Below are 26,827 nucleotides of genomic sequence, written 5' to 3' on the forward strand. Positions count from 1 at the left end.
AGGGGCGGGCAGGTGCGCGCTGGACGCTCAAGCGGGTGACAGCAGGGCGGCGATCTCCCGGTACCAGCCGATCTCCTGGCTACCGGGCCTGGCGCCGGCCAGGGCCTCGTCAACCGCCAGTGTTCCTTCGCCTGGAACCTCCACCCTTGCCCCCAGGACATTACGCAGATCGGCCACCGGCACCCGTGCGACGCCCGCCACCTCCCAGTCGGTCACCAGGCAGGACTGGGGGCGCGCAGGGCTGCTGGCACTGGCCTGGACATGGTTCTCGGCCTCCTGCGCCATCCGCAGGAGCTCCTCGGCCGTTGTGCGGAAGCGAACCAGGGAGAAGCTGCCTCCCCCATCTGGAAACAGCCGGGCACGCAGATCGCATGCGGCGCGTCCCTGTCCAAGCCAGATGCCAAGCTCCTCCTCGAACTCGCGGCGCGCGGCGCGCTCCTTGCGTTCGTTGTTCAATCGGCCGCCGCCGGGCAGGGCCCATTGTCCCGCCTGGTTCACCAGCGCCGGGGGCAGGCCATCCGACCACGCACCGACTTCCGCCACCAGACGTTGTGCGAGTACCAACGCAGCGGCCCAGTTCGGGGTTCCCCGGGTCGGCGGCGGCAATGCGATGGCGAGCTCCCGCAAGGTTGCACGCGCAGGGCTGAGCGGGGGAGGAGTTCTTGCGTCCTCGCGGAACAGGCTCTGCAGAGCGGCCAGCGTCTCCATGGCGACGTCATCGGTTTGCGGATGCGTGCGCTCGGCGCTTTCAAGCGCTCGGTCCAGTGCGTCCATGGTGCGGGGCAGCGTGCGTTCGCCGCGGTAGGCGACTGACCCCGCAGCGCGCCAGGCGCCGGAAAGCAGCTTTCTCAGCAGATCCCAGTCCTGCTCTGTGCCACCGCCGGGCGCGTTGCGGATGGCCAGCACAGCGGCCATCGCTTCGGCAGAAAGTACGACAACGGAATTGCTGCCCCACCAGCTGTTGAGCACACCTTTGCGGACGACCAGATAGTGAGCTCCATCCCAGACTGCGACGTAGACCTGGTTCATGGTGCACACCTCCGTTCAACCTGCGTGGAGGGGGCTGGGTGCATTGCCGCTGTGCCAGCGGTAGTCCGGGAAAGGCATGCCATGTCTCGCTCCTGCGGGCTCGAAAGAGTGGGGGGCTTGGCGGCGTTGCCATCGGAGTGCAGGCAGTGCGGCGCCGTGGGTCCACTGTAGGAGCGAGGGGCGAGGGAGGATCGGCGCCAGCCACGATGTATGCGGTGGAACCGACGGAACAGGAGGGCAGGGGCGTTGATTTCCCCGCATTGGCGTCAAGGCAGTGGCCGCCCAGGCGTCAACGATTCCCGGCGCTTGCCTCCGGGTCATGCAGTCCACGCAGCTTCTTCTTGTTGATCTTGCCGACGCTGGTGCGCTCGATAGCATCGACGAAGCGGACGCGCTCCGGAATCGCATAGCGTGAGATATCTCCAGAGCGGCTGCGCGCCGCCACCAACGCGATGATCTCGGCCTCGGTCACGTCACTACCGGGCCGCCTGACCACCAGAGGCAGCGGCCGCTCGCCCCATTTTGCATCGGCGATGCCGATCACCGCGACTTCGTTCACCGCAGGATGCAGGGCGATGATGTCTTCCAGCGCCAGCGAGGAGATCCATTCGCCACCGGTCTTGATCACGTCCTTGATGCGGTCGGTCACTCGCAGATAGCCGTCTGCATCGATGTTGCCGATGTCCCCGGTGTGCAGGTAGTCGCCCGCCCACAGCGTCGCCGAAGCGTCCGGATCGTGCAGGTAGCCCTGGGTGAGCCAGGGCGCGCGCACCACCACCTCGCCGGTAGCCACCCCGTCGTGGGCGACATCCCTCATCTCCGGGTCGACAATGCGCAGGTCCACCAGCGGCACCGGAATGCCGGCCTTGGTCCGCAGTGACAGCGCCTCATCCGGCCCGGCCAATGCATCGGCATCAATCTGTGCAAGGGTGAGCAGCGGGCAGGTCTCGGACATGCCGTAGCCACCGAAGATATCGATGCCACGTGCAAGTGCACGCTGCGCCAGCGCCCGTGGCAGGGCCGCGCCGCCGATGATCACTTTCCAGTTGTGCAGGTCGGTCTGCGCGGCGTCGGGGTGGTCGAGCAGCATGTGCAGGATGGTCGGCACGCAGTGCGAGAAGGTCACCTTCTCGCGGGCGATCAGCGCCAGCAGGGTTGCTGGCAGGTAGCGGCCGGGATAGACCTGCTTGATGCCGAGCAGCGTGGCCACGTAGGGCACGCCCCAGGCGTGCACATGGAACATCGGCGTGATCGGCATGTAGACATCGCCGCGGTGCAGACGCCCTTGGCTCGGTGCGCTGCCCAGGGCGGCCATTGCCGCCAGCGAGTGCAGCACCAGCTGCCGGTGGCTGAAGTACACCCCTTTGGGCAGGCCGGTGGTGCCGGTCGTATAGAACACCGTGGCACGGGTGTTCTCATCGAAGTCCGGGAAGTCGTCGATCGGCGTTGCCGTGCGCAGTCCCGTTTCATATTCCGTCACGAAGCCCGATGGCAGCGGCCCTTCTGCGTCGTCCAGCAGCACCCGCGTGTGCAGGTCGGGCAGTTGCGCGTCCAGGCCCTCCAGCATCGGCAGGAACTCGCGGTTGGCCAGGATGACCCGCGCGCCGCTGTGGTTCAGCGTGTAGGCAATCTGCTCCGGCGCCAGGCGGATGTTCACCATCATCAATACCGCACCGATCATCGGCACGGCGAAGTAGGCCTCCAGGTAGCGGTTGCTGTCCCAGTCCATCACCGCCACGGTATCGCCCTGGCGGACGCCCAGCGATGCCAGCAGTCCGGCCAGCTGGCCGATGCGCGCCTGCAGCGTGCGGTAGTCGAAGCGGACCTTGTCGCCATACACGATCTCCTGCCCGGGATGTGTCGCCAGCGGCGTGAGCAACAGCTGTTTGATCAGCAGCGGGCAGGTATCGGCAGCGGGAGGGAATGGCATGGGGGTTCCTCGTGGGTGGCGTATCGGTCGCCGGTCGTCCCCACCCACACTAGCCATCCGCGCGCCCGGCGCCAGCGTACCTAGGTCCCCTGTCTACGCCCGCGTGATTTGCTAATCTCGCCTTGACATGCCAAGCCTGCTTATCGCCGATGACCACCCCTTGTTCCGCGCCGCGCTGCATCGCGCGGCCGAAGAGGCCGTCACCGACCTTCAGATCAGCGAGGCCGATTCGCTGGACAGCGTGCTGGAGACACTCGAACGCCAACCGGTCGACCTGATGCTGCTGGACCTGCACATGCCCGGCAATCACGGGCTTGCCGGATTGGCGACCTTGCGCGCACTGCAGCCAGGCCTGGCGATCATCATCGTCTCGGCCAATGAAGAGCCGCAGGTGATCCGGCGTGCCATCGATCTGGGCGCCGCCGGCTATCTGCCCAAGAGTTCGGGATTGAGCGAGCTGCAGTCCGCGCTGCATTCCGTGCTGGAGGGCGAGCGCTGGATTCCGGCGCTGCTGCGCGAGCCGGTGGCAAGGGCGGCCCCTTTCAGCAGGGATGCGGATCTCGCCGCGCGGCTGGCAAGCCTGTCCGCGCACCAGTACAAGGTGCTGAGCCTGGTGGCCGAAGGCCTGCTCAACAAGCAGATCGCCGACCGTCTGGGCGTGCAGCTGCGCACGGTCAAAGCGCACATGACGCGCATCATGGAACGGCTGGGGGTGCGCAATCGTGCGCAGGCCATCCGCGTACTGCACGAGATGGGGTTGGCCGATCCATCCCGGCAGCTCGAGGGGCCCCAGGACGCCTGAATCTTCAGGTCGCAGTCGCACCCTTCGTCGCCAACAGATGGTTGATCGCCCAGCGCAATGCCAACGGTTTGAAGGGCTTGTTCAACAGAGAAAGCCCGGCTTCGCGTACCGCTTCGCGGGTATCGCTGCCGGTATCGGCACTGAGGATCACGGTCGGCCGCTGCCCGTGCACGGCCACCAGCCGCTTCCAGACCGCCACGCCCGTATCCCCCTCATCGAGGTGATAGTCGAACAGCCAGAGTGCCGCCTCACCCGCTGACGGCCCGATCGCTGCGGCATCACCTACTGTGGTGACGTCGCAGCCCCAGGACGTCAGCAGCTGCTGCATCGCCGCCAGCGCGTCCCGATCGTTGTCGACCACCAGCACGCGGATGCCTTTCAGCGTGCTGCTGCCTGCGACAGCAGGGAGCGCGCACGGTGCGGCTGGCGGAGCAGCCCGTAGCACCTGGATGGAGAATGCCGAGCCGCGGCCAAGGATGCTGTGCAGGTGCAGCGGCGCATCCAGCAGTCCGGCGATGCGGTGCGCGATGGCCAGGCCCAGGCCAAGCCCTTGGCCGTTGCTGCGATCACCGCGATGGAATTCCTCGAACACGATTGCCTGCTGCTCCGGCACGATGCCGGAGCCGCTGTCATGCACGCCGATCAGCAGTGCGTTGCCCTGCCGCCGCACGCCCAGCAGTACGCCGCCACGTTGGGTGTAGCGGATGGCATTGGCCAGGAAATTCTGCAGCACCCGGCGCAGCAGCAGCGGGTCGCTGTGCACCCAGGCCAGGGTCGGCACATAGCCGAACTGCAGGCCGCGTGCGGCCGCCAGCACGGCGAACTCCTGCGCTAGCGGGTCCAGCACGTTGGACAGCGCGAACGGGCGTGGGTCGGCCACCCAACCGCCGGCGTCCAGTCGCGAAATGTCGAGCAGGCCCGACAGCAGGTCATCGGTGGAGTCCAGTGCGCCGCGGATCTGGCGCAGGAAGCTGCCCAGGAAGTCGGACTCGATGTGCTGGGACATCGCATCGGCCAGCAATTGGGCCGCATGCAGTGGCTGGATCAGGTCGTGGCCGACCGCGGTCAGGAACCGCGTCTTGGCCACGTTGGCCCGCTCGGCCTCGTGTACCGCCTGTTCCAGCCGGGCGGTGCGGTCCTGCACGCGAAGCTCCAGCGTCTCATTGCTGCGCTTGAGTGCATCTTCCGCCCGGCGGAACGCGGTGACGTCGGTGAAGGTGGCCACATAGCCGCCGCCTGGCATCGGATTGCCGCGGATTTCCACGATGGTGTCGTCCGGGAAGATGCGCTCGGACAGATGCGGCGTGCCGCGCCGCATGTGGGCGACGCGACGCTGCAATGCCTTTTCAGGCGAGTCGCCAACGGCAACGCCGATGCCCAGTTGTGCCAACGCCCACGCGGTCAGGTGGACCACCGGCTGGCCCACCTGCAGCAGCTCCGGCGGGAACTTGAACAGGGAGGCATAGCGGCTGTTCCAGGCCACCAGCTGCAACTGCGCATCGACCACGCTGATGCCCTGGCTCATGTTCTCCAGTGCGGCTTCCAGCAGGCGCTGGTTGAAGCGCAGCACCTGGGTGGCTTCACCCACGGCACGGGTAACCGCATCCAATGGCGCCGCGCCACCCTCGCGCGCGGCCTCCACCAGCAGCCGGGCCATGCCTGCGCCGACCACGGCCGTCAGCTCGCGTTCCACCGCGATGACCCGGTCGTCATCCAGCATCTTTCCTGCATGCCCGTCGAGCAGCTGCCGGGCCCGTTCCTGGCCGAGGAAGCGGCCAGCAGTCTTGCGCAGCGATGCCGTGGCCACCGCATCGCGCTGGCGTGGCAGCGACGGGCGGACCGCGCGTGACACCAGCACCACGGCAATCAGGTTTGCCGCCAGGCTCGCGCCCATGCTGATGGCGATATGCCCCGGTTGCAGGCGCATCGACAGCAGCGACAGCCAGTGCAGCCCGTCGGGACGGGTCGACGGCGTTGCAGCGGGCACGATCATGGGCAACAGCACCAGCCACAGCCAGACCAGCGAGCCCACCACGATGCCGGCGATGATCGCTGGTGAGGACGTGCGCGGCCGGTACACCGCCAGCAGCACGGCCGGTGCCAGCTGCGAGAGCGCGGTGAAGGACATCAGGCCGAAGTCGCTGAGCGCCTCGGTATCACTCATCGCCCTGCTGTACAGCCATGCCATCAGGAACACGGCGAGGATGCCGGCGCGGCGCAGGGCCAACACGCGCGGGCGCAGGTCGCCGGCAGCAGGACCGCCATCGATGCCGCCCAGCAGCCGCGAGCCCACGCCGTGATTGCCGAGCATGATCGACAGTGTCAGCCCGGACAGGATCATCATGCCGGTGGCCGCGCTCAGGCTGCCCAGGTACGCCACCAGCGCCAACAGGTGGTGTCCACCAGCCTGCGGCAGGGCCAGCACATATAGATCCGGCGACACCGACGCTGGCAGCTGCGCGGCACCGTACAGTGCCATCGGCACCGACGGCAGCCCGATCAGCAGCAGATACACCGGGAACAGCCAGCGTGCCGTCTTCAGGTCCGAGGACTCGCGCAGCTCGACCACGCCCACGTGGAACTGGTGGGGCAGGGTGAAGGCGGAAATCGCGCCCAGCGCCACCATCGTCAGGTAATCCGGAATGACTGCGGGCGGCGGCAGGTGGGCCATCTTTTCCAGCAGGGGCGTGCCGGCGCGGTGCACCGACAGCCCGGCATACAGGCCGATCGCCAGCAGTGCCACCAGCTTCAGTACCGATTCCAGGCCCAGCGCCACCACGATGCCGCGGTTGTGTTCGGTGGCCGATGCCTTGCGTGCGCCGAACAGCAGGGTAAACGCCGCCATCGTCAGCGCGAACCAGAACGACATGTCCAGCTGCCAGCCGGCAGGTGCGAAACGATCGCCCAGCAGGACCCCCAGGCCCTGGCTGACCGCTTTGAGCTGCAGCGCGATGTAGGGAATGATGCCGAACAGCGCGACCAGGGTGATGGTGATGCCCAGGCCCTGGTCCGCGCGCAGCCGTGCGACCACCAGGTCGGCGATGGTGGCGCTGTTGTGCTGCTTGGCCAACCGCCCCAGCCGTGCCAGGAACGGCAGGCCGAACGCAAAGATCAGCGCCATGCCGACCAGCGTCGGCGGAATCGGGAAGCCCCATTGCACGCCCTGCGAGGCGGCCCCGTAATAGGTCCAGGCCGTGCAATGCACGGCCAGTGACAGCGCATAGATGACCGGCCAGATCCGTGCGAGGCGATGTCCCCGGCGCTCACCCCACAGGGCCACGCCAAACAACAGAACGGTCCACGCAATACAGGCGAACAGGACGATGGAGGGCGTCAACATCACTCCAGTGTAGGGAGAAGCGGGGCAGGGCGGCGCTAGACGGACACCACGATCAGTGACAACTGCTCGGCGATCACTGCAACCTCGCCATCGTCAGCGAGCTCCACGGTCTTGCGCTGGGTCAGCAGCCACTGCCCCTGCTGCCGCGGCTGCAGGGAGACCAGCTGCGAACGTACCCGTACGTCCGAGCCGCTGGGCACCGGCGCCAGGAAGCGCACCTTGTTCAGGCCGTAATTGAGCACATGCGCGATGCCGGGAAATCCGGCCAGGGCGGCCACATCCTCTTCCACCGTCAATGACAGCAGCAGGAAGCCGTGGGCGATGGTGCGCCCACCCGGCAGCTGCGCCTGTGCACGCACCGGGTCGACGTGGATCCAGTTGTGGTCACCGGTGGCGTCGGCGAAGGCAGTGATCCGCGCCTGCGAAACGTGGGTGATGCTGCCCAGCCGCTCGCCGGCCGCCCATTGCTGGAGAGGACGCAGGGCGGCCGGCAATGCCTCGGTGGATGCGGCGGTGCTCACCGCACGTCGTCCAGCAGGGCCAGGATGGCATCGCGTGCCTCCGGCTCGTTCAACATCGGCGCATGGCCCACGTCTGGCACTTCAACCAGGCGTGCGCGGGGCGATGTCGCGGCCATCTGCCGGGCAACATCGGCTGGCAGGATGTCGGACAGGGCGCCACGCACCACCAGCACCGGCACGCGTGCGGTCAACCCGCGAACCGCACGCCACAGCACGGGGCGCAGCAGCCACAGCACCCACGGTCGGGTGGTGCGGATCACCGCCGGGTCGTAGTCCAGTTCCAGCATGCCGTCTTCGCGCTGGCGGAACGTGCGCAGGGCCATGGCCCGCCAGTCCTCCACGGTGTAGCGCGGGAATGCCGCCTTGCCGATGGTGCCCATGTAGGCCGCGGCCTGCTGCAGATCCATCGGCGGCACGGGCTTGCCGGCGTACTTGCCGATCCGTGCCAGCGCCTCGCGCGGCACCTTGGGGCCGGCATCGTTCAGTACCGCCGCTGCAATGGTCTGCGGGGCACGCGAGGCCAGGGTGATGGTGACAAGCACACCCAGCGACGTGCCGACGAATACCGCCGAGTCGATGTGCTGCGAGCGCAGCAGCGCCACCATGTCATCGGCATAGGTGCGCGGGTTGTAGCTGGAAGGATCCTGCGCGCGTTCCGAACCGGCACGGCCGCGCAGGTCGACGGCGATCACGCGCCAGCCCACGCCGGCAAGCACGTCGGCCAGCGCGTCGAAATCAGCGCCATTGCGGGTCAGGCCGGGAATGCACACCACGGTCCCGCGCGACGCCTGTCCTGCCCTTGGTGCATGGTCGCGCGCATGCAGGCGCAGGCCATCAGTGCTGTTCCAGTACAGATCTTGGTAAGACTGCGTCATGCAGGGGCTTCCTGGAAATCGTAACGGGCACGCTAGAAATCGTAACGGACGCTGAGGCTATATTGGCGCGGCGGTCCATAGAAGCCAATCAGTGTGCCGACTGCCGGAATGTTGTAACCGGTGGTGCGGTATTCCTTGTCGGCCAGGTTGGTGCCCTGCAACGAGAGCGTCCAGGCATCATCCAGCCGCCAGATCACACCAGCATTCACCAGTCCGTAACCGCCCTGGCGGATCACCGGACTCAGGTCGGTGGTCGGCCACACCTCGCTCTGGTAGCTGTAGCTCACCCGCGCCGACAGGTTGCTGCCGTTGGCCAGGTCGGTGCGGTATTCCACGTTCAGCGCCCCCGAGAATTCCGGCGCATTGGTGAACTTCATCTGCCGGGCCACGTTGATGCCGCGGTCCATGTACTCGTCGTACTTCGTGTCCAGCCAGGCCAGGTTGCCGGAAATCAACCAGTGCTGGCTGGGCAGGTACTGGTATTCGACTTCCACGCCCTTGATGGTGCCGGCGCCGGCATTGGTGAAATCACCGAAGAACGAGTCATCGATGCCGTCGCCATTGGTATCCAGGTCGGTGAACACCGACAGCTGGATGTCCTTGTACTTGTTGTAGAAGGCCGACAGGTTCAGGAACAGCCGCTGGTCGAGGAAGGCCATCTTGCTGCCGACCTCGTGGCTGTCCACGGTCTCGTCATCGAACGGCTCGGCCGAGCGGGGCACCGCCACCGCGTTGGCGCGGATGTTGTAGCCGCCGGACTTGAAGCCACGCGTGGCCAGCCCGTAGACCATGATGTCCGGGGTGATCTGGTAGTCCAACGAGACCTTGGGCGAGACGTTCTTGAAATTGGTCTTCTTGTCGAAGTCCGCGGTCACCGCCACCGGCCGGCTGAAACCCGGGTCGGCGTAGAGGCGGTTCAGCACGATCGCGCGCTTGTCTTCATCGGTGTAGCGGGCGCCCACGTCCAGCTTCAGCCTGCTGGTCAGGTCGAAGGTCCAGTCCGCATACAGCGCGATGCTGTCGGTCAGCACCTTGCCCTGGTTGTCGGCGAACTGCGCGCTGAAGTAGTTGTTCTGGATCTGCCCACCGGCCTCGCCACTGAACTGGTACAGGCCCACCACGCCGCGCACCCGGCCGCCGGCATCGTAGTTCAGCTGCACCTCGTTGCTGACCTGGTTGTCGTTGTAGGTGCCGCTCACGTCGGCCAGCTTGACCGGCGTGGTGTCGAAATCGATGTTGGCTTCACTGTCCGATTCGCGCTTGGCCACAACGTACTTCACTGCGATGTCGTCGTTCGGCCGCCAGTTCACCGTGGCCGACGCGCCCTTGGTTTCCACGTTGTTGAGGTTGCGCATGCCCGAGCGGATGTCATATCGGCTGTCCATCGGCGGGTAGGCGCGCAGGAACGGGTTGGGCGCCAGCATCTTCGAGCCGCGCATGCCCGACTGGTCATCGATCCAGTCCAGAGCGAACTGCACATCGAAGTCATCGCCCGCATACGCCCCCAGGTTCAGGCGCGCCGCGTTGATCTGCTTGTCGCTGACCGGCTGGCCATTGAAGGTGTTCTCGCCGAAGCCGTCGTGGTTCATGCTGGCCACCGCCACGCGTGCTCGCAGGCCACTGTCGGCGCCGCCGATCGAGCCACCGATCGCCGCCTTCGCGTCCAACTGGCTGTAGTTGCCCACGGTGATCTGGGCGAAGCCCTCGGTCTGGGTGGGCAGGCCGCGCGAGATGTACTTGATCGCACCACCAATGGTGTTCTTGCCGTACAGCGTGCCCTGCGGGCCGCGCAGCACCTCGATGCGCGAAACATCAAACACATCCAGCAGCGCGCCCTGCGGGCGGGCGATATAGACGTCATCCAGGTAGATGCCCACGCCCGGATCGGCACCCCAGGTCGGGTCGGACTGGCCGATGCCGCGGATGTAGGCGGTGACCGTGCTGCTGGCACCGCGCGCCGCGTAGATGGTCAGGTTCGGCACCTGCCCGTCCAGGTCGCTGATGTCCTGGACATTCATCCTGTCCAGCGCCTCGGAGGTGAACGCGGTGACCGCCACCGGCACTTCCTGCAGGGTCTCCTCGCGCTTGCGTGCGGTGACCTTGATGCTGTCCAGGTTGGTGGGTGATGCATTCCTGCCCACGGTCGCCGCCCCCTGCGGCGCGTCCTGTGCCAGTACCGGGCCGGACGCCAGCAGCGCGCCGATCATCAGGCTCAGACAATTCCGTTTCATTCGATCCTCCCCAGGGCATGTCCATTGCAGATGGCCCGATGCCACCCCTGCAGCCAAGGCTAGCGGTGTCATCGGGCAGCGGCGAGTGGACCTAGGTCCAGTCGGCAGCCGCCGCCGGATGCGGATACTGGGCTCGCCCCCAGCCGGACGCGTTCCCCGGTACTCCTTCATCCACGACTCACCCATGAGGATCTGGTCATGAAATCCGGAATCGATTCGATCAAAGTGATGGCGCTGGTGCTGTGCACCTGGCTGGCAACGGCGGGCAGCGCGCTTGCAGCCGGCCCGGCAGGGCATTGGGATATCGGCCTGTACGGCAATCTGTTCGGCGCCCGCGAATACCAGGTCTGGGTGCCGACCGGCTACGACGCGGCCCAGCCACTGCCGCTGCTGCTGGTGCTGCACGGCTGCGTGACCGGCCCGAACCTGATGGGCGAGGCGTCCGGCTTCAACGATGTAGCCGATACCGAGGGTTTCATCGTGGTGTACCCGCGCCAGAACGTCACCTCCAATCCCGCACGCTGCTGGAACTGGCAACTGCCGATCAACCAGGCGCGCGACAGTGGCGAGCCATCACTGCTGGCCGGCATCGTGGACAAGGTGAAAGCCAGCTACAGCATCGATCCGCACCGGGTCTATGTAACCGGCATTTCTGCCGGCGGCGCGATGACCTCGATCATGCTGGCCTGCTACTCGGATGTATTCGCTGCCGGCGCCATCCACTCCGGTGGCATGTACAAGGGCGCGACCACGATTTCCGGCAGCGCCTACGCACTGTTGGCCGGCAGCATCTACTCACCGGACAGCAACGGTCGGCTGGCCTGGCAGTGCTCGGGCTCGCCATCACCGCGGCCGCTGCCGGTGCTGGTGTTCCATGGCAGCGCCGACCTCACCGTCAACCCGGTGAACGGTGAGCAGGCCGTGCGCCAGTTCCTGCAGACCAACGACCTGGCTGACGATGGCCTGGACAACGACTCGGTGAAGTACGTGCCGACCAGCACCTATCACGGCCAGGTGCCGGGCGGACGTGCGTATACGGTGGACACCTACGCCTACGGTGGCAGGACGCTGGTGCAGCACTATGTGGTGCAGGGGATGGGGCATGCGTGGAGTGGCAGCCAGTCGGGCCTGCCGTTCACCGATCCGAAGGGGCCCGATGCCACGCTGATCACCTGGTTGTTCCTGAAGGACTACCAGCGCTGAGTGGCAGCCGCTGCAGCGTCAAGCCTGGCGGTCGAGACACCCTGCTAGCATTCCCCTTGGCAGGATTGCCTGACAGGGGGAAGGCATGGATACCCGGCGCCGCAATTCCATCGTATTGACTGCATTCGGCATGCTCGCACTGGCGCTGTCCGCCAATGCGCTCGCGCATCCGGGCGGCCTCGACAAGCAGGGTTGCCACACCAACCGGAAAACGGGTGACTATCACTGCCATCGAGGCGCCCCAGCCGCATCTCGCTACGTCGACACCCCGCGCAGCAGTTTCGCCCCCGCTCGCGCGCGCAGTTGCCGGGCATTTGCCAACTGCGCGGAGGCCCGCGCCGCCGGGGCTGCACCGGTACGGCGTGGTGATCCGGGGTATGGCCCGCACCTTGATCGTGACAATGACGGCGTAGGCTGCGAACCCTATCGGGGCCGCAGGTAGGGCACGGACCGCCCGGTTTCAACTCCCGTTTCCGCGCATTCGTCGGTCTCCGCCGGGGATTGGTCGCACGATCTCCCCGTATGGCAGGGCCATGCCCTAGGCTGTTGTGACTGAACTGCTGGGCCGAAGGCTTCCATGAACCGCTGGCTTTTCCTCGCACTTGCTGCGCTCCCGTTCGCCGCCGGCGCCGTGGTCATCCGCGATGATGTCGACGATGCCAGGTATCAGATCGATGCATCGGTGTTCCCGGCACTGGCGGACATGCCGGGCGAGGGGCACGGCGTCCTGATCGCGCCGTGCTGGGTGCTGACCGCAGCACATGCCGCACCGATGGAGGGCATGGGGGCCACCATCACCATCGATGGGAAGGGCTACGGCGTCGAGCGTGTTTTCCTGCACCCCGGCTACCGGAGGATGCCCGAGGCGCTGGGCAAGGAAGCGATGGCAACGGGGAGTGCGTCGAAAATCCACGCGTTTCTGGCGGCGTCGGATGACATTGCGCTGATCAGACTTGCCACGCCGGTGAGCGACGTGCAGCCGGTGGCGCTCTATCGTGGCAGCGCCGAGGTCACCCAGATCGCCGCCTTGATCGGCAAGGGCGCCACCGGCAACGGTGCGACTGGACTGGTGCCCGGCGGGCCCCATCGTACGACGCTGCGGCGGGCCTACAACGCGATTACCGGCGGCAACACGCGCTATCTCTGGTACCGGTTCGACCCGCCTCCGCAGGGCCTGCCCCTTGAAGGCGTGCTCGGCAACGGCGACAGCGGCGGCCCGCTGCTGATCAATGAAAATGGGACCTGGCAACTGGTCGGCCTCGGTTCCTGGATCACCGCCGTACCCGAGCATGCGCTGGAAGCGGGCTTCTACGGGCAGGTTGTCTACAACGTGCGCGTGTCCCGCTACATCGATTGGATCGAAAGCCTGGTCGACCGTGACGCGTCACATTAATGGTTGTTTTCAAAGGTAGCCAGCACGCGTGCAATGTCGATCGCATGCGGCGATCTTGAACAATTCATCTCCCCGCGAGGGAGTGCGTTTGCATTCTCATCCCATGCGACGGCCGATCGTATGCTTCCGGCCATGCATTCCTCCTTCGATCTTCCCGCGTACATGACCGTCACCCGGCCCTCCGGCTGGGTGCAGAGCGGCGAGCGCTGGGACCTGTGGTGGAACGGGCGCTCGGTGGCCAACATCGTGCCGCATGCCGTGCTTGGCTTCCGGGTGTACCTGGACGCACGCAAGATGTCCCAGACCAAGGTGGTGGCCGCCACGAATGTGCGACAGGCCAGGCGCTACGCAGAACGCTGGTGTGCTGCACGGCTCTGCCCGCAGCTGCGGCTGCGCGAGGCAGTGGCGCGCCTGGTGGACGTAGCGCCGGAGGCGAGCGCTGCGCCGTCGCCCGTACTTTCGGCGGAGCAACGGCAGCAGGCCCGCCGCCTGGCCGAGGCCGGGGCAGGGGAGGTGGCGCGGATCAAGCAGGCGCTGGCACCGCGACAGTCGGCGAAGGAGGCCAGGCCGGAGCTGCAGGCGCGAGGTGGAACCTGGTCGATACCCGGCCAGGCGCCGTCAAGCCGCCATTCGAACGGCAATGCCTCCGCTGCGGGACTTATGCCGAGAGTTCCTCGCGCACGATCCTCGCCCCTTCGCTGAGCGCGCGCAGCTTGCCCCTGGCCACGTCGCGCGCCAGCGGCGCCATGCCGCAGTTGGTGCTCGGGTAGAGCTTGTCGGCGTCCACGAACTGCAGCGCCTTGCGCAGGGTGCTGGCTACTTCATCGGCGGTCTCCACCGTGCTGGAGGCCACGTCGATGGCACCGACCATCACTTTCTTGCCGCGCACCAGCTCGATCAGGTCGATCGGCACGTGGGAGTTGTGGCATTCCAGCGAGATGATGTCGATGTTGGAGGCCTGCAGCTTCGGGAACGACTCCTCGTACTGGCGCCATTCCGACCCCAGCGTCTGCTTCCAGTCGGTGTTGGCCTTGATGCCGTAGCCGTAGCAGATGTGCACGGCGGTCTCGCACTTCAGTCCTTCGATCGCACGCTCCAGTGCGGCTACGCCCCAATCATTCACTTCGTCGAAGAATACGTTGAAGGCGGGCTCGTCGAACTGGATGATGTCCACGCCTGCAGCCTCCAGCTCCTTCGCTTCCTCGTTGAGGATCTTCGCGAATTCCCAGGCCAGCTTTTCGCGGCTCTTGTAGTGCGCGTCGTACAGCGTGTCGATCATCGTCATCGGGCCGGGCAGCGCCCACTTGATCGGCCGCGTGGTCTGGCGGCGCAGGAACTTCGCATCCTCGACGAACACCGGCCTGGGGCGACTCACGGCGCCGACCACGGTCGGCACGCTGGCATCGTAGCGGTTGCGGATGCGCACGGTTTCGCGCTTCTCGAAGTCGACGCCGCTGAGGTGCTCGATGAAGGTGGTGACGAAGTGCTGGCGGGTCTGCTCGCCGTCACTGACGATATCGATGCCGGCATGCTGCTGTTCCTGCAGGGACAGGCGCAGGGCGTCCTGCTTGCCCTCGATCAGGCCTTCGTCCTGCAGTTTCCAGGGCGACCAGAGCTTCTCGGGCTCTGCCAGCCAGGAGGGTTTGGGCAGGCTGCCTGCGGTGGAGGTGGGGAGCAGCGTCTTCGTCGGCATTGTGTGGTGTGTCCTGGGGGCGAATGGAAAATCGATGGATCAGCGGGCGGCCCACTGCTCAAGCACGGCGCGGTACGGCTTGATGAAGTGTTCTTCGGTGAACCGGCCCTGCTTGACCGCCAGCTGGCTGCGCTCTTCGCGGTCGTAGACGATGCGGGTGGAGGAGTAATCCTGGTGCTTCAGGCTGGGCTGGTAGACCTTGCCGGCCACGGAATTGGCGTTGTAGATCTCCGGGCGGTAGATCTTCTGGAAGGCTTCCATCGTGCTGATGGTGCCGATCAGTTCCAGGTTCGAGTAATCACCCAGCAGGTCGCCCTGGAAGTAGAAGGCCAGCGGCGCGACGCTGCCCGGCGGCATGAAATAGCGCACCTGCAGGCCCATCTTGTCGAAGTACTGGTCGGTGGGGGAGAACTCACCCTGGCGGTACTCCACGCCCAGGATGGGGTGATGGTTCTCGGTGCGGTGGTAGGTCTTGCTGCTGGAAACGCTGATGCAGATCACCGGCCCCTTGCTGAAGTTGGCGCGGTAGGCGTCCGAGCGCAGGAAGTGCTGGAACAGCTTGCCGTGCAGGTCGCCAAAGCCTTCCGGAATGCCGAAGGTGGCCTTGCCCTCGTTGCTGGCCGGCAGCACTACGCTGAAGTCGTAGTCACGTACGTAGGACGAGAAGTTGTTGCCAACGATGCCCTCGGTGCGCACGCCAGTCCGGGTGTCGACGATGGTCGGCCACAGCACTTCGATCAACGGGAACGGATCGCTGCCGTCGTCGCCGTCGATGTGCATCTCCACCGAGATGATGTCCAGCTCGACCGCATAGCGGTCCGCGCTCGGGTTGTCCCAATGCGCCAGGCCGTTGAAGCGGTTGTTGATCATGCTGATCGTGTTGCGCAGGTTCTCCTGCCGGGACGCACCGCGGGCCAGGTTGGCGAAATTGGTGGTGATGCGCGTGCCCTCGGCCGGCTGGTAGTCCTCGTTGAAAGGGATGCGCGTGATGCTGAAGGTGAAGGTGTCGGTCGTCATGGGCGGCGTTCCGGTTTGCTGGGTGGCATCCGAATGCAGGGTGCTGGCATCCGGTATTCAGAGAGTTGCGGCGGTCTCGGCGATGGCGGGCGCAGCGCGATGGGACAGGGCAAGCAAGGGCATTGCCCGCTGCACGGCCAGTCGCGCACGTTGGATCAGTGCCTCGTTGTGCACGCGGCCCTCGGCGAAATCGCGATCGGTTGCGTACACGCCCAGGGGCAGGGTGCGGGCCTGGAAGAAGCTGAAGAGCGGCCGCAGCTGATGGTCGATCACCAGCGCGTGGCGCTCGCTGCCGCCGGTGGCGGCCAGCAGGATCGGGGTATCGACCAGCGCATCCTGGTCGATGAAATCGAAGAAGTGCTTGAACAGGCCGGTGTAGGAGCCGCGGTAGACCGGCGTGGCCACCACCAGTACGTCGGCCTGTTCGACAGCGACCAACTGCCGCTCGACCGCCTCGGGCAGCTGCGAGCGCCACAGCGCACCGGCCAGCTGTGGCGCAAGCTCACCGAGCTCGATCAGCTGCTGCTCGCAATGGACGTCTTCGCCGATCAGGCCCAGCAGATGCTCGGCCAGGGTGGCGGCCCGGGAGGGGCGTTGCAGTCCACCGGAAACGGCGACGATACGGAGGGGGCGGGTCATCTGTTCGCTTTCAGCAGGGGAGGGGCTGCTTCGGCGCAATCTGCGGGGGCGCAGTCCTGCGGGCCGGCTGGATCAGCAGGCTGTCAGGCAACCGAAGGCATGACCCGATCCTAGCCATGCCCTTCCATGACGTAAAATGGTATTACTTCACCAATCCATGAATGAGATTCATCGTCATGCTGGAACGGATCCACCTCAGCATCGTGCAGCAGGTCGAACAGCAGGGCTCGCTCACCGCGGCCGCCGGCGTGCTCAACCTGACCCAGTCGGCGCTCAGCCACAGCATGAAAAAGCTGGAACAGCAGCTCGGCACCGATGTCTGGCTGCGCGAAGGCCGCAGCCTGCGGCTTACCCAGGCCGGGCAGTACCTGCTGGCGGTCGCCAACCGGGTGCTGCCGCAGCTGGACCTGGCCGAGGAGCGGCTGGGCCAGTTCGCGCAGGGCGAGCGTGGCGCGCTGCGCATTGGCATGGAGTGCCACCCGTGCTACCAGTGGCTGCTGAAGATCGTCTCGCCGTACCTGGCCGCCTGGCCGGACGTGGATGTGGACGTCAAGCAGAAGTTCCAGTTCGGCGGCATCGGCGCATTGTTCGGCTACGAGATCGACCTGCTGGTCACGCCCGATCCACTGCTGAAGCCGGGCCTGAAGTTCATCCCGGTGTTCGACTACGAGCAGGTGCTGGTGGTCGCCAGCAACCACGCCCTGGCCAAGGTGGACCACGTAAAGCCGCGCCAGCTCAGCCAGGAAGTGCTGATCAGCTACCCGGTGCCGTTCGAGCGCCTGGACATCTACAACCAGTTCCTGCTGCCCGCCGGCATCACGCCGCGGCGCCACAAGGCCATTGAAACCACCGACATCATGATGCAGATGGTGGCCAGCGGCCGCGGCGTGGCTGCCATGCCGCGCTGGCTGGTAGAGGAGTACGCCACGCGCATGGACGTGGTGCCCGTACGGCTGGGCGCCAAGGGCATCCCCAAGCAGATCTATCTGGGTGCGCGCGAGGCCGATACCGGTATCGACTACCTGCAGGCCTTCATCGAACTGGCCCGCAACAGCTCGCCGCTTGCCGGCAATGCACGCGAGGCGCGCTGATGCCGGCCGGTACCTCATCGCAGGCGGACGCCTTCATCAACGCCTTTTCACTGGAAGTCAGCGCGAAGGCCATGCCGGCACTACGTGCCGAGGCGGCCCGCATACCGCGCGGCACGGTCATCTCCCTTCCCTGGCTGGCCAGCGAGGACGACGACGCACGCTTGGTTGCCGCGCGCATGGTGCGCGAGCTCGGCTTCGAGCCGATGCCGCATCTCTCTGCCCGCCGCATCGGCTCGCACGCAGCGCTTGAGCGCTTTCTGGAGCGCGCCGCCAGCGAAGCCGGCGTCACCCGATGCCTGCTGGTCGCGGGCGACCTGGCCACACCCGCCGGGCCGTTTGCCGACAGTGCTTCGATCATCCAGACCGGTCTTCTGGAGCACTTCGGGATCAAGGTCGTTGGTATCGGCGGGCACCCGGAAGGCCACCCGGTGATGAGCGCTGACGACCGCTGGCAGGTGCTTGGGCGTAAATGTCAGGCCATCGAAGCACGCGGCATGGCCCCCTTGATCGTCACCCAGTTCGCGTTCGATGCCGATACCGTGCTGGCCTGGCTGGATGCATTGCGCGCGCGTGACATCTCGGTTCCGGTGCTAGTCGGCGTGCCGGGGCCGGCCAGCATCACCCGGCTGCTGCGCTACGCCGCGATGTGCGGCGTGGGTGCCAGTGCATCGATGCTGGCCAGGTATGGCATCTCGATCGGCCGGCTGCTCGGCACGGCGGGGCCGGAGGTGTTCGTCGATTGCCTGGTGAAGGGGCTGACGGGCGCCCATGGCCCGATCAGCCCGCATTTCTTCCCGTTCGGCGGAATTGCGCCATCGCTGGAGTGGATCGCGCAGTACCAGCGGCGCGTTCGCGGCTTCGGCCGCTGATCCGTATCGATGGCTGTGCTGCCGGGCCTGTCAGCCCGGCAGTTCGCACTTCATCCTGCCGTCCACGTAGTACGGCTTGGGTACGTTCGGGTTCGGGCTGGTCTTCTCGAAGACCACCTCGAACGAGGCGGCATCGGGCGAGCCCTTGCGCTCGGTGCACTCGTCCTGCAGCTTCTTCTTGACCGCAGTGATTCCGGCATCGCGGTTGGCGCCCTCGGCGCTGTTGGTCAGGTTCACGGTCTCGGCCAAGGCCAAAGGGCTCAGCGCAAGCAGGCCGCCGGTCAGCATCAGGGTATGCAGCTTCGTCATGGTTGGTACCTGGCAGGTCTCCAATGAGGCCCCCAGCATAGGGCCGGGCCGTTAACGGTGTGTGCCCGCCGGGGTGAGGGGAGGGCGCGCAACGCCCCCGTAATCCGCGATGGCTGACAGCTGTCACTGGCTGCAACCCGGGCGGACGCGAATAGTGAGCGCCAAGGCGAGGGCACCTCGCCACCACTCAGCCACCACTCACCAAGGGGACCGCTCATGAACATGCTCCAGCAACTCGCCGCGCAGACGCCGATCTGGGTCTGGCTGCTCCTGGCCTTCCTGATCACCCGCGGCATCGCCGCCATGAAGCCGGGGGAGACCTCGCTGCAGAAGCTGGCGATCGTGCCCGCCCTGTTCGCCGTATGGGGTGCGTGGTCGATCAGCCATCGCTTCGGCACGTCGCTGAGCGCCTGGGGTGAATGGCTGGCCGGCATCACTGCGGGTGCCGCACTGGGCTGGCTGCTGCTGAATCGGCTGAAGCTGACGCTGGACAGCTGCACCGGCAAGCTCTGGCGCAACGCGGACTTCAGCCTGCTACCGCTGCTGCTGGTCACCTTCTTGGTGAAGTACGGCTTCGAAGTCGCATTTGCGGTGTCGCCGTCGCTGACCGCCAATGCTGGCTTCAGTGCCGCCTACCTGCTGTTGGCGGGCGGATTCACCGGCATCTTCGTCGGCAAGTACTGCCGGTACCTGGCCTCGCTGCGGATGGGTGCGGCAGGCAAGGGGCTCGAAACCGCAGGCTGATCGCCCGGGTAGTGCCGGCCGCTGGCCGGCTCCGCCATGCAGGGTTGTGCGGGGCTGGAGCAGGCATCACGATGCCCGCCACTGGCCATCATCGGAAACGCTCACGTCATGAAGCCCACATCCTGGTTCTGGATCAACGTGGCCAGTCACTTCGGCATCGTCGCAGCCCTGGCCTGGCTGCCCGCACGGTGGACGGGGCAACTGGTGGAGGCTCTGGCCGTGACTCAGCCGGCTATCGGCGAAACCCAGCATCTGGCCCTCATTGGCTCCGTTTTCGGCTTCTGCGTGACCGCACTGATCCTGATGGGGGCGCTGACAGTCACCGGCGAACTCCTCGGTTTCTCCAGGCCCTATGCGCGGCGACCGGAACCCCAGAACCAAGCGCAGGTCGTCCACCGGAAGGTGCTGTTGACTGCCTTCGCCACGCTCTCGTGGGTGGCTGTGGGATCGCTCGCAGGTATTGCGTCGATCTTCGCTGTTTCGTGATGAAAGGCGGCCCCGTCAGCGCCCAGCGCGCCGGAACAAGTATCCGGTCGAGAACGGGCAGGACCTGCTCACCCTCGACATCTTCGGATACGCAGACTGAAGCGCCGCGATGGCATTGACGTCGCGCGCCTCTGCCGAGACATGCTTGGCTGGGGTTCGGACAGCACAGGTGCGTGAGACGCGCGCTTGCTCATACCTCCCCGCGCCACTGGCTCATCAGCATCTGAAGAAATCGCTCGGCCGTGGGCGAGAGCAGGGCGCCCCGTCGGCGGACGATGCCGATCGTGCGCGACACGACCGGGTTGCCGATCGCGCGTGTCACCAGGGTGGGGTGATCCCCGTCCGGCGTGGCCATCTTCGGTAGCACCGACACGCCGATACCGGCCTCGACCATGCCCAGTGACGTCGACAGGTGCGTCACTTCGTAGTGCCAGCTCAGCTTGAGGTTCTCGCGCGCCAGCGCTCCGTCCAGCAGCGTGCGGTTGCCGCTGGTGCGATGCACGGTGATCAGCTGGTGCTCGGCCAGATCAGCCCATTCCACTTTGCGCTTGCGGGCCAGCGGATGATCGCGCCGGCAGGCGAGGACGAAGGGGTCCTCGGCCAGCACGTCGAAATCGAGATTCGGATCGTTGGCGCCCATGAAGTTGATGCCGAACTCGACTTCGCCACGCTCCACTGCCTGCAGACCCTCCGTGGCCGGGATATCCAGGATGCGGAAGCGCACGTTCGGGTGCGCTTCGTGGAAACGCGCCATCACGCTGGGCAGGAAGTAGAACGCCGCCGTCGGCAGGCACGCGATGGTGACGGTGGCGCCGCGGGTGTCGTCCCGGCCGCGCAGTGAGAACAGCGAGCCATCGAATTCCTCCAGCATGCGCCGCACCAATGGCAGCAGGTTCTCGCCGACAGCGGTGGTGCTGACGCTACGCGTGGTGCGCTCCAGCAATGGCGAACCCACGGCCTGCTCCAGTTTCTGTATCCGTCGGCTGAGCGCCGGCTGGGAGACGTGCAGGATTTCCGCGGCGCGATGGAAGCTGCGCGTCTCCGAGACCAGCAGGAAGGCGCGTAGATCCAGGATTTCGCAATTGATGCTCATTGGGTATCAATCATCCAAAAATCAGCAATTCACAGATCAATTGAGGCCATGCCAGTATCGAATCACAGAGGGGTCATTCATCTCCTATACGCATCAATCTAGCACACGTATGTCCAACGATCTGCTCAGCATTCCCTGCGTACTCATGCGCGGTGGCACCTCCAAAGGCCCGTTCTTCCTGGCCAGCGACCTTCCTATGGACATCGCTGAACGCGATCGCCTGCTGCTGGAAGTGATGGGCTCGGGCCATCCGCTGCAGATCGACGGCATCGGCGGTGGCAACGCGCTGACCAGCAAGGTGGCGATCATCGACCGTTCGAGCAGGGCGGACGCCGACGTGGATTACCTGTTCGCCCAAGTACGGGTGGAGCAGCAGGTGGTGGATACCTCGCCCAACTGCGGCAACATGCTGGCGGCCGTGGGCCCGTATGCCATCGAGCGTGGGCTGGTGCAGGCGCAGGATCCGCAGACTGAAGTGCGCATCCACAACGTCAACACCGGCAAGCTGATCATCGCCACGGTGGAAACGCCGGGCGGCCATGTGGTCTACCGCGGTGATACGCGCATTGCCGGCGCGCCGGGCTCGGCCGCGCCGGTCAGGCTCTCCTTCCTTGATGCCGCAGGTGCCCGCACCGGCAAGCTGCTGCCCAGTGGCCACGCGCAGGAAACCATCAATGGCGTGCCGGTCAGCCTGGTGGACTGTGCCATGCCGATGATGCTGGTGCGTGCCGAAGACCTGGGCGTGCACGGGGATGCCTCGCCCGCCGAACTGAACGCGGACGCCGCGTTCATGCGCCGGCTGGAAGCGCTGCGCATCGAGGCGGGCGCCCGCATGGGCATCGCCGACGCCGGCAACAAGGTTATCCCCAAGCCGGTGCTGCTGTCGGCGCCGCAACACGGCGGCGATCTGCAGGTGCGCTACTTCATGCCGCACCAATGCCACACCGCACTGGCGATCACCGGCGCCGTCGGCCTGGCCACCGCCGCCGTCACGCCGGGCACGCTGGCCCACACTTTGGTCGGATGCCTGTCCGTTCCCGGCCGCATTACCCTCGAACATCCGAGCGGGGCCCTGGAGGTGGGCCTCAGTCGCAGTTCGGGCGATGCGCCGGTGATTGCCAGCGTGGTCCGCACCGCGCGCCGCCTGTTCGACGGCCGGGTATATGCAACCTCGCCCGCGCCCGCCCGGGCCAGTACCACCCAAGACCGCCAATGGACGTCAGCGGCATGATCTGAAACCGGCCGGGTCGGCACAGGCGTGCCTGCCCGCCACCACAACGTAGATGCTTCACTCCTGGGAGGGATGATGTACAAGCAGTTCCTGATGGCCGCGCTGTGCGCGGCCGGCCTGGCCGCGGCCGGGTGCAGCAACAGCGGCCGCGCCGAAGGTACGGCCACAGGCAGCGCTGACACCGCACCGGTGCGCATCAGCGTCGGCTCCTACAACCTCAACAACCTGCCGTTCTTCATTGCCGACGCCAAGGGCTATTTCAAGGACGTCGGCCTCGACGTGAAGACCGAGAACTTCGCCCAGGGTGGCTCCAAGGTGCTGCAGGCACTGGTGGCCAACTCCACCGACGTGGCGGTGGGCTTCTACGACCACACCATCCAGATGCAGGCCAAAGGCAAGGACGTGGTTGCCTTCGTGCTGCTCTCGCGCAACTCCGGCCTGGTGATGGCGGGGCGCGAGGACGCCACCTTCGATCCAGCACGCCCGGAGACCATCAAAGGCCAGAAGGTGGGCATCACCGCGCCGGGCTCCTCGTCCGACTTCTTCGTCCGTCACTTCCTCGCACAACACGCTATTCCGGTCGACAGCATCTCGCTGATCGGCGTCGGCTCGGGCGCCGCAGCGGTGGCCGCGCTCGAGCAGGGCAAGATCGACCTGCTGGTCAACTACGACCCGGCCGCCACCCTGATCACCGAACGCAAGGTCGGCAGGATCCTGCTCGACGCGCGCAGCGACGACGGCGCCCGCCAGGTCTATGGCGGCCTGTACCCGACCTCGGTGATGTATGCCAACCAGAGCTTCCTGGAAAAGCGTCCCGAAGCGGCCGAGAAGATCGCCCGCGCCGAGCAGATGGCCTTGAAGTTCATCGCCGACAACAGTGCCGAAGAGATCGTGGCGGCGCTGCCGGACAGCTACGTCTCTGGCGACCGTGCCACTTATGCGCGCGCAGTGGAGAACGCCCGCGCGATCTTCACCCGCGACGGTCACTTCACGCCGGCCGACCTGGAAACGCCGTTGAAGGTGCTGCGCGAGTTCAACACGGATGTGGCCAAGGCCAACATCGATCTGTCCAGGACCTACACCAATGCCTTCGTCGAGCGTGCCAACGCTGCGACGCCGGCTGCCCAACCGTAAGCGGAGGTAACCCCATGGCCCTCAATGCCACCGTGCGCCAGCTCAATGGCGCACCGCAGCTGGAGCCTGCACAGACCATGGTCGCCATCGACAAGGTGACCATGTCCTTCGGCGAATTCACCGCCGTACGCGATGTCGACATCCAGGTGGGTGACGGCGAGTTCCTCGCCATCGTCGGCCCTACAGGCTGTGGCAAGAGCACCATCCTCAATTCCGTGGCGGGCCTGCTGAAGCCGTCTTCCGGACAGGTCAAGATCGACGGCCGTACGGTCAGCGGCGTGCAGGAATCGGTGGGTTACCTGTTCCAGCAGGATGCACTGCTACCGTGGAAGACCGCATTCCAGAACGTCGAGCTCGGCCTGCGCTTCCGTGGCGTGCCCGAAGCAGAGCGCAAGGCCAAGGCCAATGCGTGGCTGGCCAAGGTCGGCCTGGCGGGCTTCGAGCATCGCTATCCGCACCAGTTGTCCGGTGGCCAGCGCAAGCGCGTGCAGATGGCGCAGGCGCTGATCGTTGAGCCGAAGGTGATCCTCATGGATGAGCCGTTCTCGGCGCTGGACATCCATACCCGCCACCTCATGCAGAACGAACTGCTGCGGTTGTGGCAGGAAGACCGGCGCTCGGTGATCCTGATCACCCACGACCTTGAAGAAGCGATCGCCCTCGGTGACCGCGTGGTCGTACTGTCCTCCGGCCCGGCCAGCCGGGTCGTGCGCAGTTTCGATGTGGATCTGGAACGGCCGCGCAATGTGGCCGAAATCAAGCTGGATGACCGTTTCACCGACCTGTACCGCGATATCTGGGCCTGCCTGCGCGGCGAAGTGGAGAAGAGCTATGCACGCCAAGACTGACAAGTTCATCCAGCTGGCCCTGGTGGTCGCCGTGTTCGGTGGCTGGGAAGGCGGCATCGCGCTGGGCGTGATCGACCCGTTCTTCTTCCCGTCGCCGACAGCGATCGTGCAGCAGGCCTGGACCTGGCTGTCGGATACCTCGTTCTACCAGCACGTGTACATCACGCTGACCGAAACCGCGCTGGGCTACATCATCGGCACTGGCCTGGGTGTGGCTGGCGGCGTGTGGTTGGGCCTGAGCCGACGCTCGGCGCGCATCCTGGATCCCTTCATCAAGGGCTTCAACGCGATTCCGCGCGTGGTGCTGGCGCCGATCTTCGTGCTGTGGCTGGGCCTGGGGCTGTGGTCGAAGGTGGCGCTGGCGGTCACGCTGGTGTTCTTCACCACGTTCTTCAACGCCATGCAGGGCGTGCGTGAGGTGAACCCGGTGGTGCTGGCCAATGCCCGCATCCTGGGGGCGAGCCGTAGCGACCTGCTGCGCCACGTCTACTTCCCGGCAGCGGCGAGCTGGATCCTTTCGTCGCTGCGTACCTCGGTCGGCTTCGCGGTGGTCGGCGCGATCATCGGTGAGTACCTCGGCGCCTCGGCGGGCCTGGGCTACCTGATCGCGCAGGCAGAAGGCAACTTCAACGCTGTGGGTGTATTCGCCGGCATCATCATCCTGGCCGCCTTCGTGCTGGTCATCGACGCCCTGCTGGACGTGGTCGAGAACAAGCTGATCACATGGCGCCCCAACGCCCAGGCACAGGCCACCAGCTGACCGGGTTGGGCTGAGCCCGCCTGACGCGCCGCCGGGCCGACCCGGCGGCGCCGCATCCTCCTGATCTTCCCCCGCACCACCGCAACGGGCCAGCGCCAAGCCAGGGGGCCGGCTGGCCGGAGAGAGCCCATGAACCCTCCCACCGTGCTGCCGATGGCAGCGCTGTCGGTCGCGCTCGGCCTGCTGTTGGCCAGCGGCCATGCCGACGCACAATCCACGTCCTCGCTTCCCGCGCCGCTGAGCCAGGCCGAGCTGTCACGCCTGGTGCAGCAGCAGGCGCTGCAGATCCAGCAGCTGGAAGCCCGCCTCCGCGCCGTGGAGGGCGGGCAGGGCAGTGCGGCCGCACCGCCCACGCCGCCCGCGCCTGCACTGGAGACGCGGGTGGCCGCACTGGAGTCCAGCCATTCCAAGCTGCCGAAGGTCTCCTGGGTCAAAGGTGCACCGGAGTTCAGCAGTGCCGACGGCACTACGGTGTTCCGTCCCCGCGGCCGCCTGTTCGTCGATGCCTCCAGCACCGACGGTTCGGCGGTCGCCGGCCGCAACGTTTCGGGTACCGAAATCCGTTCGGTGCGCCTCGGGGCCGAGGGGCGCTACGGCACCCTGGGCTGGGTGGTGGAGGGCGACTTCGCCGACAACGCGGTGGCGTGGAAGTCGGTCTATGCCACGCTGGACCACACGCTGTTCGGCGTGCCGGCCGACCTCACGGTCGGCAACCGCTTGAACGATCGCGGTATCGATGGCTCAAGCAGCACCTCCAACACGCCGTTCCAGGAACGCAACGTGGTCGGCACGCTGCTGCTGCCGCAGCGCGGCCTGTTTGGTGTCGGGCTCACCGAGCGAGTGTATGGAAAGGGCTGGCATGCCAGCCTGTCGGTGGCCGGCAACGATCTCAACAACGCGGGCACCGACAACGACAGCCAGACCTGGGCCACGCGCGTCCATTGGAATCCGCTGGACACCTCGGGCGCTACAGTGCATCTGGGCGCATGGGCCTTCCACGAGAAGATCCCCGCTGGGGCCAACGGCGTGGTGCGCAGTTCGGCCATTGCGGGGCATTTCAACGATCTGGTCAAGATCACGCCAGGCACGCTCCTGGGCGCCGAGCGCAGCACCGCCTACGGCGTGGAACTGGCGGGCTTCTTCGGCCCTGCATGGGCCACTGGCGAATGGGGTACGCGCAGCCTGCGGGGCAGCGATGCCAGCGGTCGCTATGACCGCGATCACGAAGCGTGGGCGATCTCGGCCGGCTGGTTCCTGGCGGGCGCGCAACCGTCCTACGCGGGCAAGACGGGTACCTGGGGGAAGGTGAAGGTCGCCGATCCAGTGACGCGCGGCGGCGGCGGCGCATGGGAGCTGAAGGGCCGCTACGAGGACGTGGACTACGCCGAGCTGCCCAGTGGCAGTACTGGCTACGCGTGGACGCTGGGGGCGAACTGGTACCTCAACGACTTCAGCCGGGTGATGTTCGAGGCGGTCCGCTGGCAGGCGCGCAACCGCAACGGCGCCGGAGAGGGTAGGGACGAAGGCACCACCTTCAATACCCGCCTGCAGGTGGCCTTCTAGCCGCCTGGGGTAGCCGTCGTTCGGCG

The 26,827-nt window shown here is 66.2% G+C and carries 25 protein-coding genes; 14 read left to right on the top strand and 11 right to left on the bottom strand.

The window, feature by feature from the left end; all coding sequences use genetic code 11:
• Positions 1 to 27: 27 nt before the first annotated feature.
• Both ACXI0D_RS18220 and ACXI0D_RS18225 read right to left on the bottom strand, forming a co-directional pair.
• Positions 28 to 1,029 (bottom strand): NUDIX domain-containing protein, encoded by a 1,002-nt coding sequence (locus ACXI0D_RS18220; RefSeq protein WP_119006289.1) that lies wholly within the window; start codon positions 1,027 to 1,029, stop codon positions 28 to 30.
• Positions 1,030 to 1,318: 289 nt separating this feature from the next.
• Complete coding sequence (locus tag ACXI0D_RS18225) at positions 1,319 to 2,959, bottom strand: fatty acid--CoA ligase (protein ID WP_479642911.1); 1,641 nt, start codon at positions 2,957 to 2,959, stop codon at positions 1,319 to 1,321.
• 127 nt (positions 2,960 to 3,086) lie between these two features.
• Between ACXI0D_RS18225 and ACXI0D_RS18230 the strand changes: the two genes are divergently transcribed.
• On the top strand, positions 3,087 to 3,761 hold the full coding sequence (locus tag ACXI0D_RS18230) for a response regulator transcription factor (protein WP_188484878.1): 675 nt from the start codon (positions 3,087 to 3,089) through the stop codon (positions 3,759 to 3,761).
• A 4-nt stretch (positions 3,762 to 3,765) separates the two neighbouring features.
• On the opposite strand, the gene ACXI0D_RS18235 is transcribed toward ACXI0D_RS18230, so the two are convergent.
• The 4 genes from ACXI0D_RS18235 to ACXI0D_RS18250 are packed head-to-tail and all read right to left on the bottom strand — an operon-like array spanning position 3,766 to position 10,728.
• The gene (locus ACXI0D_RS18235) at positions 3,766 to 7,101 is read right to left on the bottom strand and encodes a PAS-domain containing protein (protein WP_479642912.1); all 3,336 of its coding nucleotides are present in this window, start codon (positions 7,099 to 7,101) and stop codon (positions 3,766 to 3,768) included.
• 35 nt (positions 7,102 to 7,136) lie between these two features.
• The gene (locus ACXI0D_RS18240) at positions 7,137 to 7,622 is read right to left on the bottom strand and encodes a MaoC family dehydratase (RefSeq protein WP_479642913.1); all 486 of its coding nucleotides are present in this window, start codon (positions 7,620 to 7,622) and stop codon (positions 7,137 to 7,139) included.
• Complete coding sequence (locus ACXI0D_RS18245) at positions 7,619 to 8,497, bottom strand: alpha/beta fold hydrolase (RefSeq protein WP_049445126.1); 879 nt, start codon at positions 8,495 to 8,497, stop codon at positions 7,619 to 7,621. The genes ACXI0D_RS18240 and ACXI0D_RS18245 overlap by 4 nt, the downstream gene beginning before the upstream one ends.
• A gap of 32 nt (positions 8,498 to 8,529) precedes the next feature.
• Entirely contained in the window at positions 8,530 to 10,728 is a 2,199-nt protein-coding gene (locus ACXI0D_RS18250; RefSeq protein WP_479642914.1) for a TonB-dependent receptor, read from the bottom strand.
• A gap of 198 nt (positions 10,729 to 10,926) precedes the next feature.
• Between ACXI0D_RS18250 and ACXI0D_RS18255 the strand changes: the two genes are divergently transcribed.
• The 4 genes from ACXI0D_RS18255 to ACXI0D_RS18270 all read left to right on the top strand — a co-directional run bounded on the left by ACXI0D_RS18255 (position 10,927) and on the right by ACXI0D_RS18270 (position 14,026).
• On the top strand, positions 10,927 to 11,931 hold the full coding sequence (locus ACXI0D_RS18255; RefSeq protein WP_479642915.1) for an extracellular catalytic domain type 1 short-chain-length polyhydroxyalkanoate depolymerase: 1,005 nt from the start codon (positions 10,927 to 10,929) through the stop codon (positions 11,929 to 11,931).
• Positions 11,932 to 12,016: 85 nt separating this feature from the next.
• On the top strand, positions 12,017 to 12,373 hold the full coding sequence (locus ACXI0D_RS18260; RefSeq protein WP_479642916.1) for an excalibur calcium-binding domain-containing protein: 357 nt from the start codon (positions 12,017 to 12,019) through the stop codon (positions 12,371 to 12,373).
• 135 nt (positions 12,374 to 12,508) lie between these two features.
• Positions 12,509 to 13,324: a S1 family peptidase gene (locus ACXI0D_RS18265; RefSeq protein ID WP_479642917.1), complete on the top strand. Its 816-nt coding sequence runs from the start codon at positions 12,509 to 12,511 to the stop codon at positions 13,322 to 13,324.
• A gap of 132 nt (positions 13,325 to 13,456) precedes the next feature.
• Positions 13,457 to 14,026 carry a hypothetical protein gene (locus ACXI0D_RS18270; RefSeq protein WP_479642918.1) on the top strand — a complete coding sequence of 190 codons (570 nt, stop codon included), beginning with the start codon at positions 13,457 to 13,459 and terminating at the stop codon, positions 14,024 to 14,026.
• Here the strand turns inward: ACXI0D_RS18270 and ACXI0D_RS18275 are convergent.
• Genes ACXI0D_RS18275 through msuE form a run of 3 tightly spaced genes read right to left on the bottom strand, consistent with a single transcriptional unit; the run spans position 13,983 to position 16,673 of the window.
• The gene (locus ACXI0D_RS18275) at positions 13,983 to 15,017 is read right to left on the bottom strand and encodes a methionine synthase (protein WP_049445137.1); all 1,035 of its coding nucleotides are present in this window, start codon (positions 15,015 to 15,017) and stop codon (positions 13,983 to 13,985) included. The genes ACXI0D_RS18270 and ACXI0D_RS18275 overlap by 44 nt on opposite strands.
• Positions 15,018 to 15,056: 39 nt before the next feature.
• Entirely contained in the window at positions 15,057 to 16,034 is a 978-nt protein-coding gene (locus ACXI0D_RS18280; RefSeq protein WP_479642919.1) for a DUF1852 domain-containing protein, read from the bottom strand.
• Between the two features lie 57 nt (positions 16,035 to 16,091).
• Positions 16,092 to 16,673 carry an FMN reductase gene (msuE, locus tag ACXI0D_RS18285; RefSeq protein ID WP_049445141.1) on the bottom strand — a complete coding sequence of 194 codons (582 nt, stop codon included), beginning with the start codon at positions 16,671 to 16,673 and terminating at the stop codon, positions 16,092 to 16,094.
• Positions 16,674 to 16,849: 176 nt separating this feature from the next.
• Here msuE and ACXI0D_RS18290 point away from each other — a divergent pair, with 176 nt between their 5' ends.
• Positions 16,850 to 17,764 carry a LysR family transcriptional regulator gene (locus ACXI0D_RS18290; protein ID WP_479643105.1) on the top strand — a complete coding sequence of 305 codons (915 nt, stop codon included), beginning with the start codon at positions 16,850 to 16,852 and terminating at the stop codon, positions 17,762 to 17,764.
• Positions 17,764 to 18,633, top strand: coding sequence for a methylenetetrahydrofolate reductase (locus ACXI0D_RS18295; protein ID WP_479642920.1), 870 nt, complete (start codon positions 17,764 to 17,766; stop codon positions 18,631 to 18,633). The genes ACXI0D_RS18290 and ACXI0D_RS18295 overlap by 1 nt, the downstream gene beginning before the upstream one ends.
• Positions 18,634 to 18,663: 30 nt before the next feature.
• Here the strand turns inward: ACXI0D_RS18295 and ACXI0D_RS18300 are convergent, their stop codons facing one another.
• Positions 18,664 to 18,942 carry a hypothetical protein gene (locus ACXI0D_RS18300; RefSeq protein ID WP_049445147.1) on the bottom strand — a complete coding sequence of 93 codons (279 nt, stop codon included), beginning with the start codon at positions 18,940 to 18,942 and terminating at the stop codon, positions 18,664 to 18,666.
• Positions 18,943 to 19,158: 216 nt separating this feature from the next.
• On the opposite strand from ACXI0D_RS18300, the gene ACXI0D_RS18305 reads away from it, so the two are divergent.
• On the top strand, positions 19,159 to 19,686 hold the full coding sequence (locus ACXI0D_RS18305) for a DUF6622 family protein (RefSeq protein WP_049445150.1): 528 nt from the start codon (positions 19,159 to 19,161) through the stop codon (positions 19,684 to 19,686).
• A gap of 108 nt (positions 19,687 to 19,794) precedes the next feature.
• Complete coding sequence (locus ACXI0D_RS18310) at positions 19,795 to 20,172, top strand: hypothetical protein (protein ID WP_049445154.1); 378 nt, start codon at positions 19,795 to 19,797, stop codon at positions 20,170 to 20,172.
• Positions 20,173 to 20,362: 190 nt separating this feature from the next.
• On the opposite strand, the gene ACXI0D_RS18315 is transcribed toward ACXI0D_RS18310, so the two are convergent.
• A complete protein-coding gene (locus tag ACXI0D_RS18315; protein ID WP_101765502.1) occupies positions 20,363 to 21,265 on the bottom strand; it encodes a LysR family transcriptional regulator in 903 nt (300 codons plus the stop codon).
• A gap of 109 nt (positions 21,266 to 21,374) precedes the next feature.
• Between ACXI0D_RS18315 and ACXI0D_RS18320 the strand changes: the two genes are divergently transcribed.
• From ACXI0D_RS18320 to ACXI0D_RS18340, 5 genes are all read left to right on the top strand, one after another.
• The gene (locus ACXI0D_RS18320) at positions 21,375 to 22,496 is read left to right on the top strand and encodes a 4-oxalomesaconate tautomerase (RefSeq protein WP_049445158.1); all 1,122 of its coding nucleotides are present in this window, start codon (positions 21,375 to 21,377) and stop codon (positions 22,494 to 22,496) included.
• A gap of 75 nt (positions 22,497 to 22,571) precedes the next feature.
• Positions 22,572 to 23,630 carry an ABC transporter substrate-binding protein gene (locus ACXI0D_RS18325; protein ID WP_049445519.1) on the top strand — a complete coding sequence of 353 codons (1,059 nt, stop codon included), beginning with the start codon at positions 22,572 to 22,574 and terminating at the stop codon, positions 23,628 to 23,630.
• Positions 23,631 to 23,644: 14 nt separating this feature from the next.
• Positions 23,645 to 24,478: an ABC transporter ATP-binding protein gene (locus ACXI0D_RS18330; protein ID WP_049445162.1), complete on the top strand. Its 834-nt coding sequence runs from the start codon at positions 23,645 to 23,647 to the stop codon at positions 24,476 to 24,478.
• Positions 24,462 to 25,238, top strand: a complete 777-nt coding sequence (locus tag ACXI0D_RS18335; RefSeq protein ID WP_005409726.1) for an ABC transporter permease — start codon at positions 24,462 to 24,464, stop codon at positions 25,236 to 25,238. Before ACXI0D_RS18330 ends, ACXI0D_RS18335 begins: the two co-directional genes overlap by 17 nt.
• A 129-nt stretch (positions 25,239 to 25,367) precedes the next feature.
• On the top strand, positions 25,368 to 26,801 hold the full coding sequence (locus ACXI0D_RS18340) for an OprO/OprP family phosphate-selective porin (RefSeq protein ID WP_101765500.1): 1,434 nt from the start codon (positions 25,368 to 25,370) through the stop codon (positions 26,799 to 26,801).
• Positions 26,802 to 26,827 lie beyond the last annotated feature (26 nt).

The organism is Stenotrophomonas sp. C9D9 (assembly GCF_056491205.1).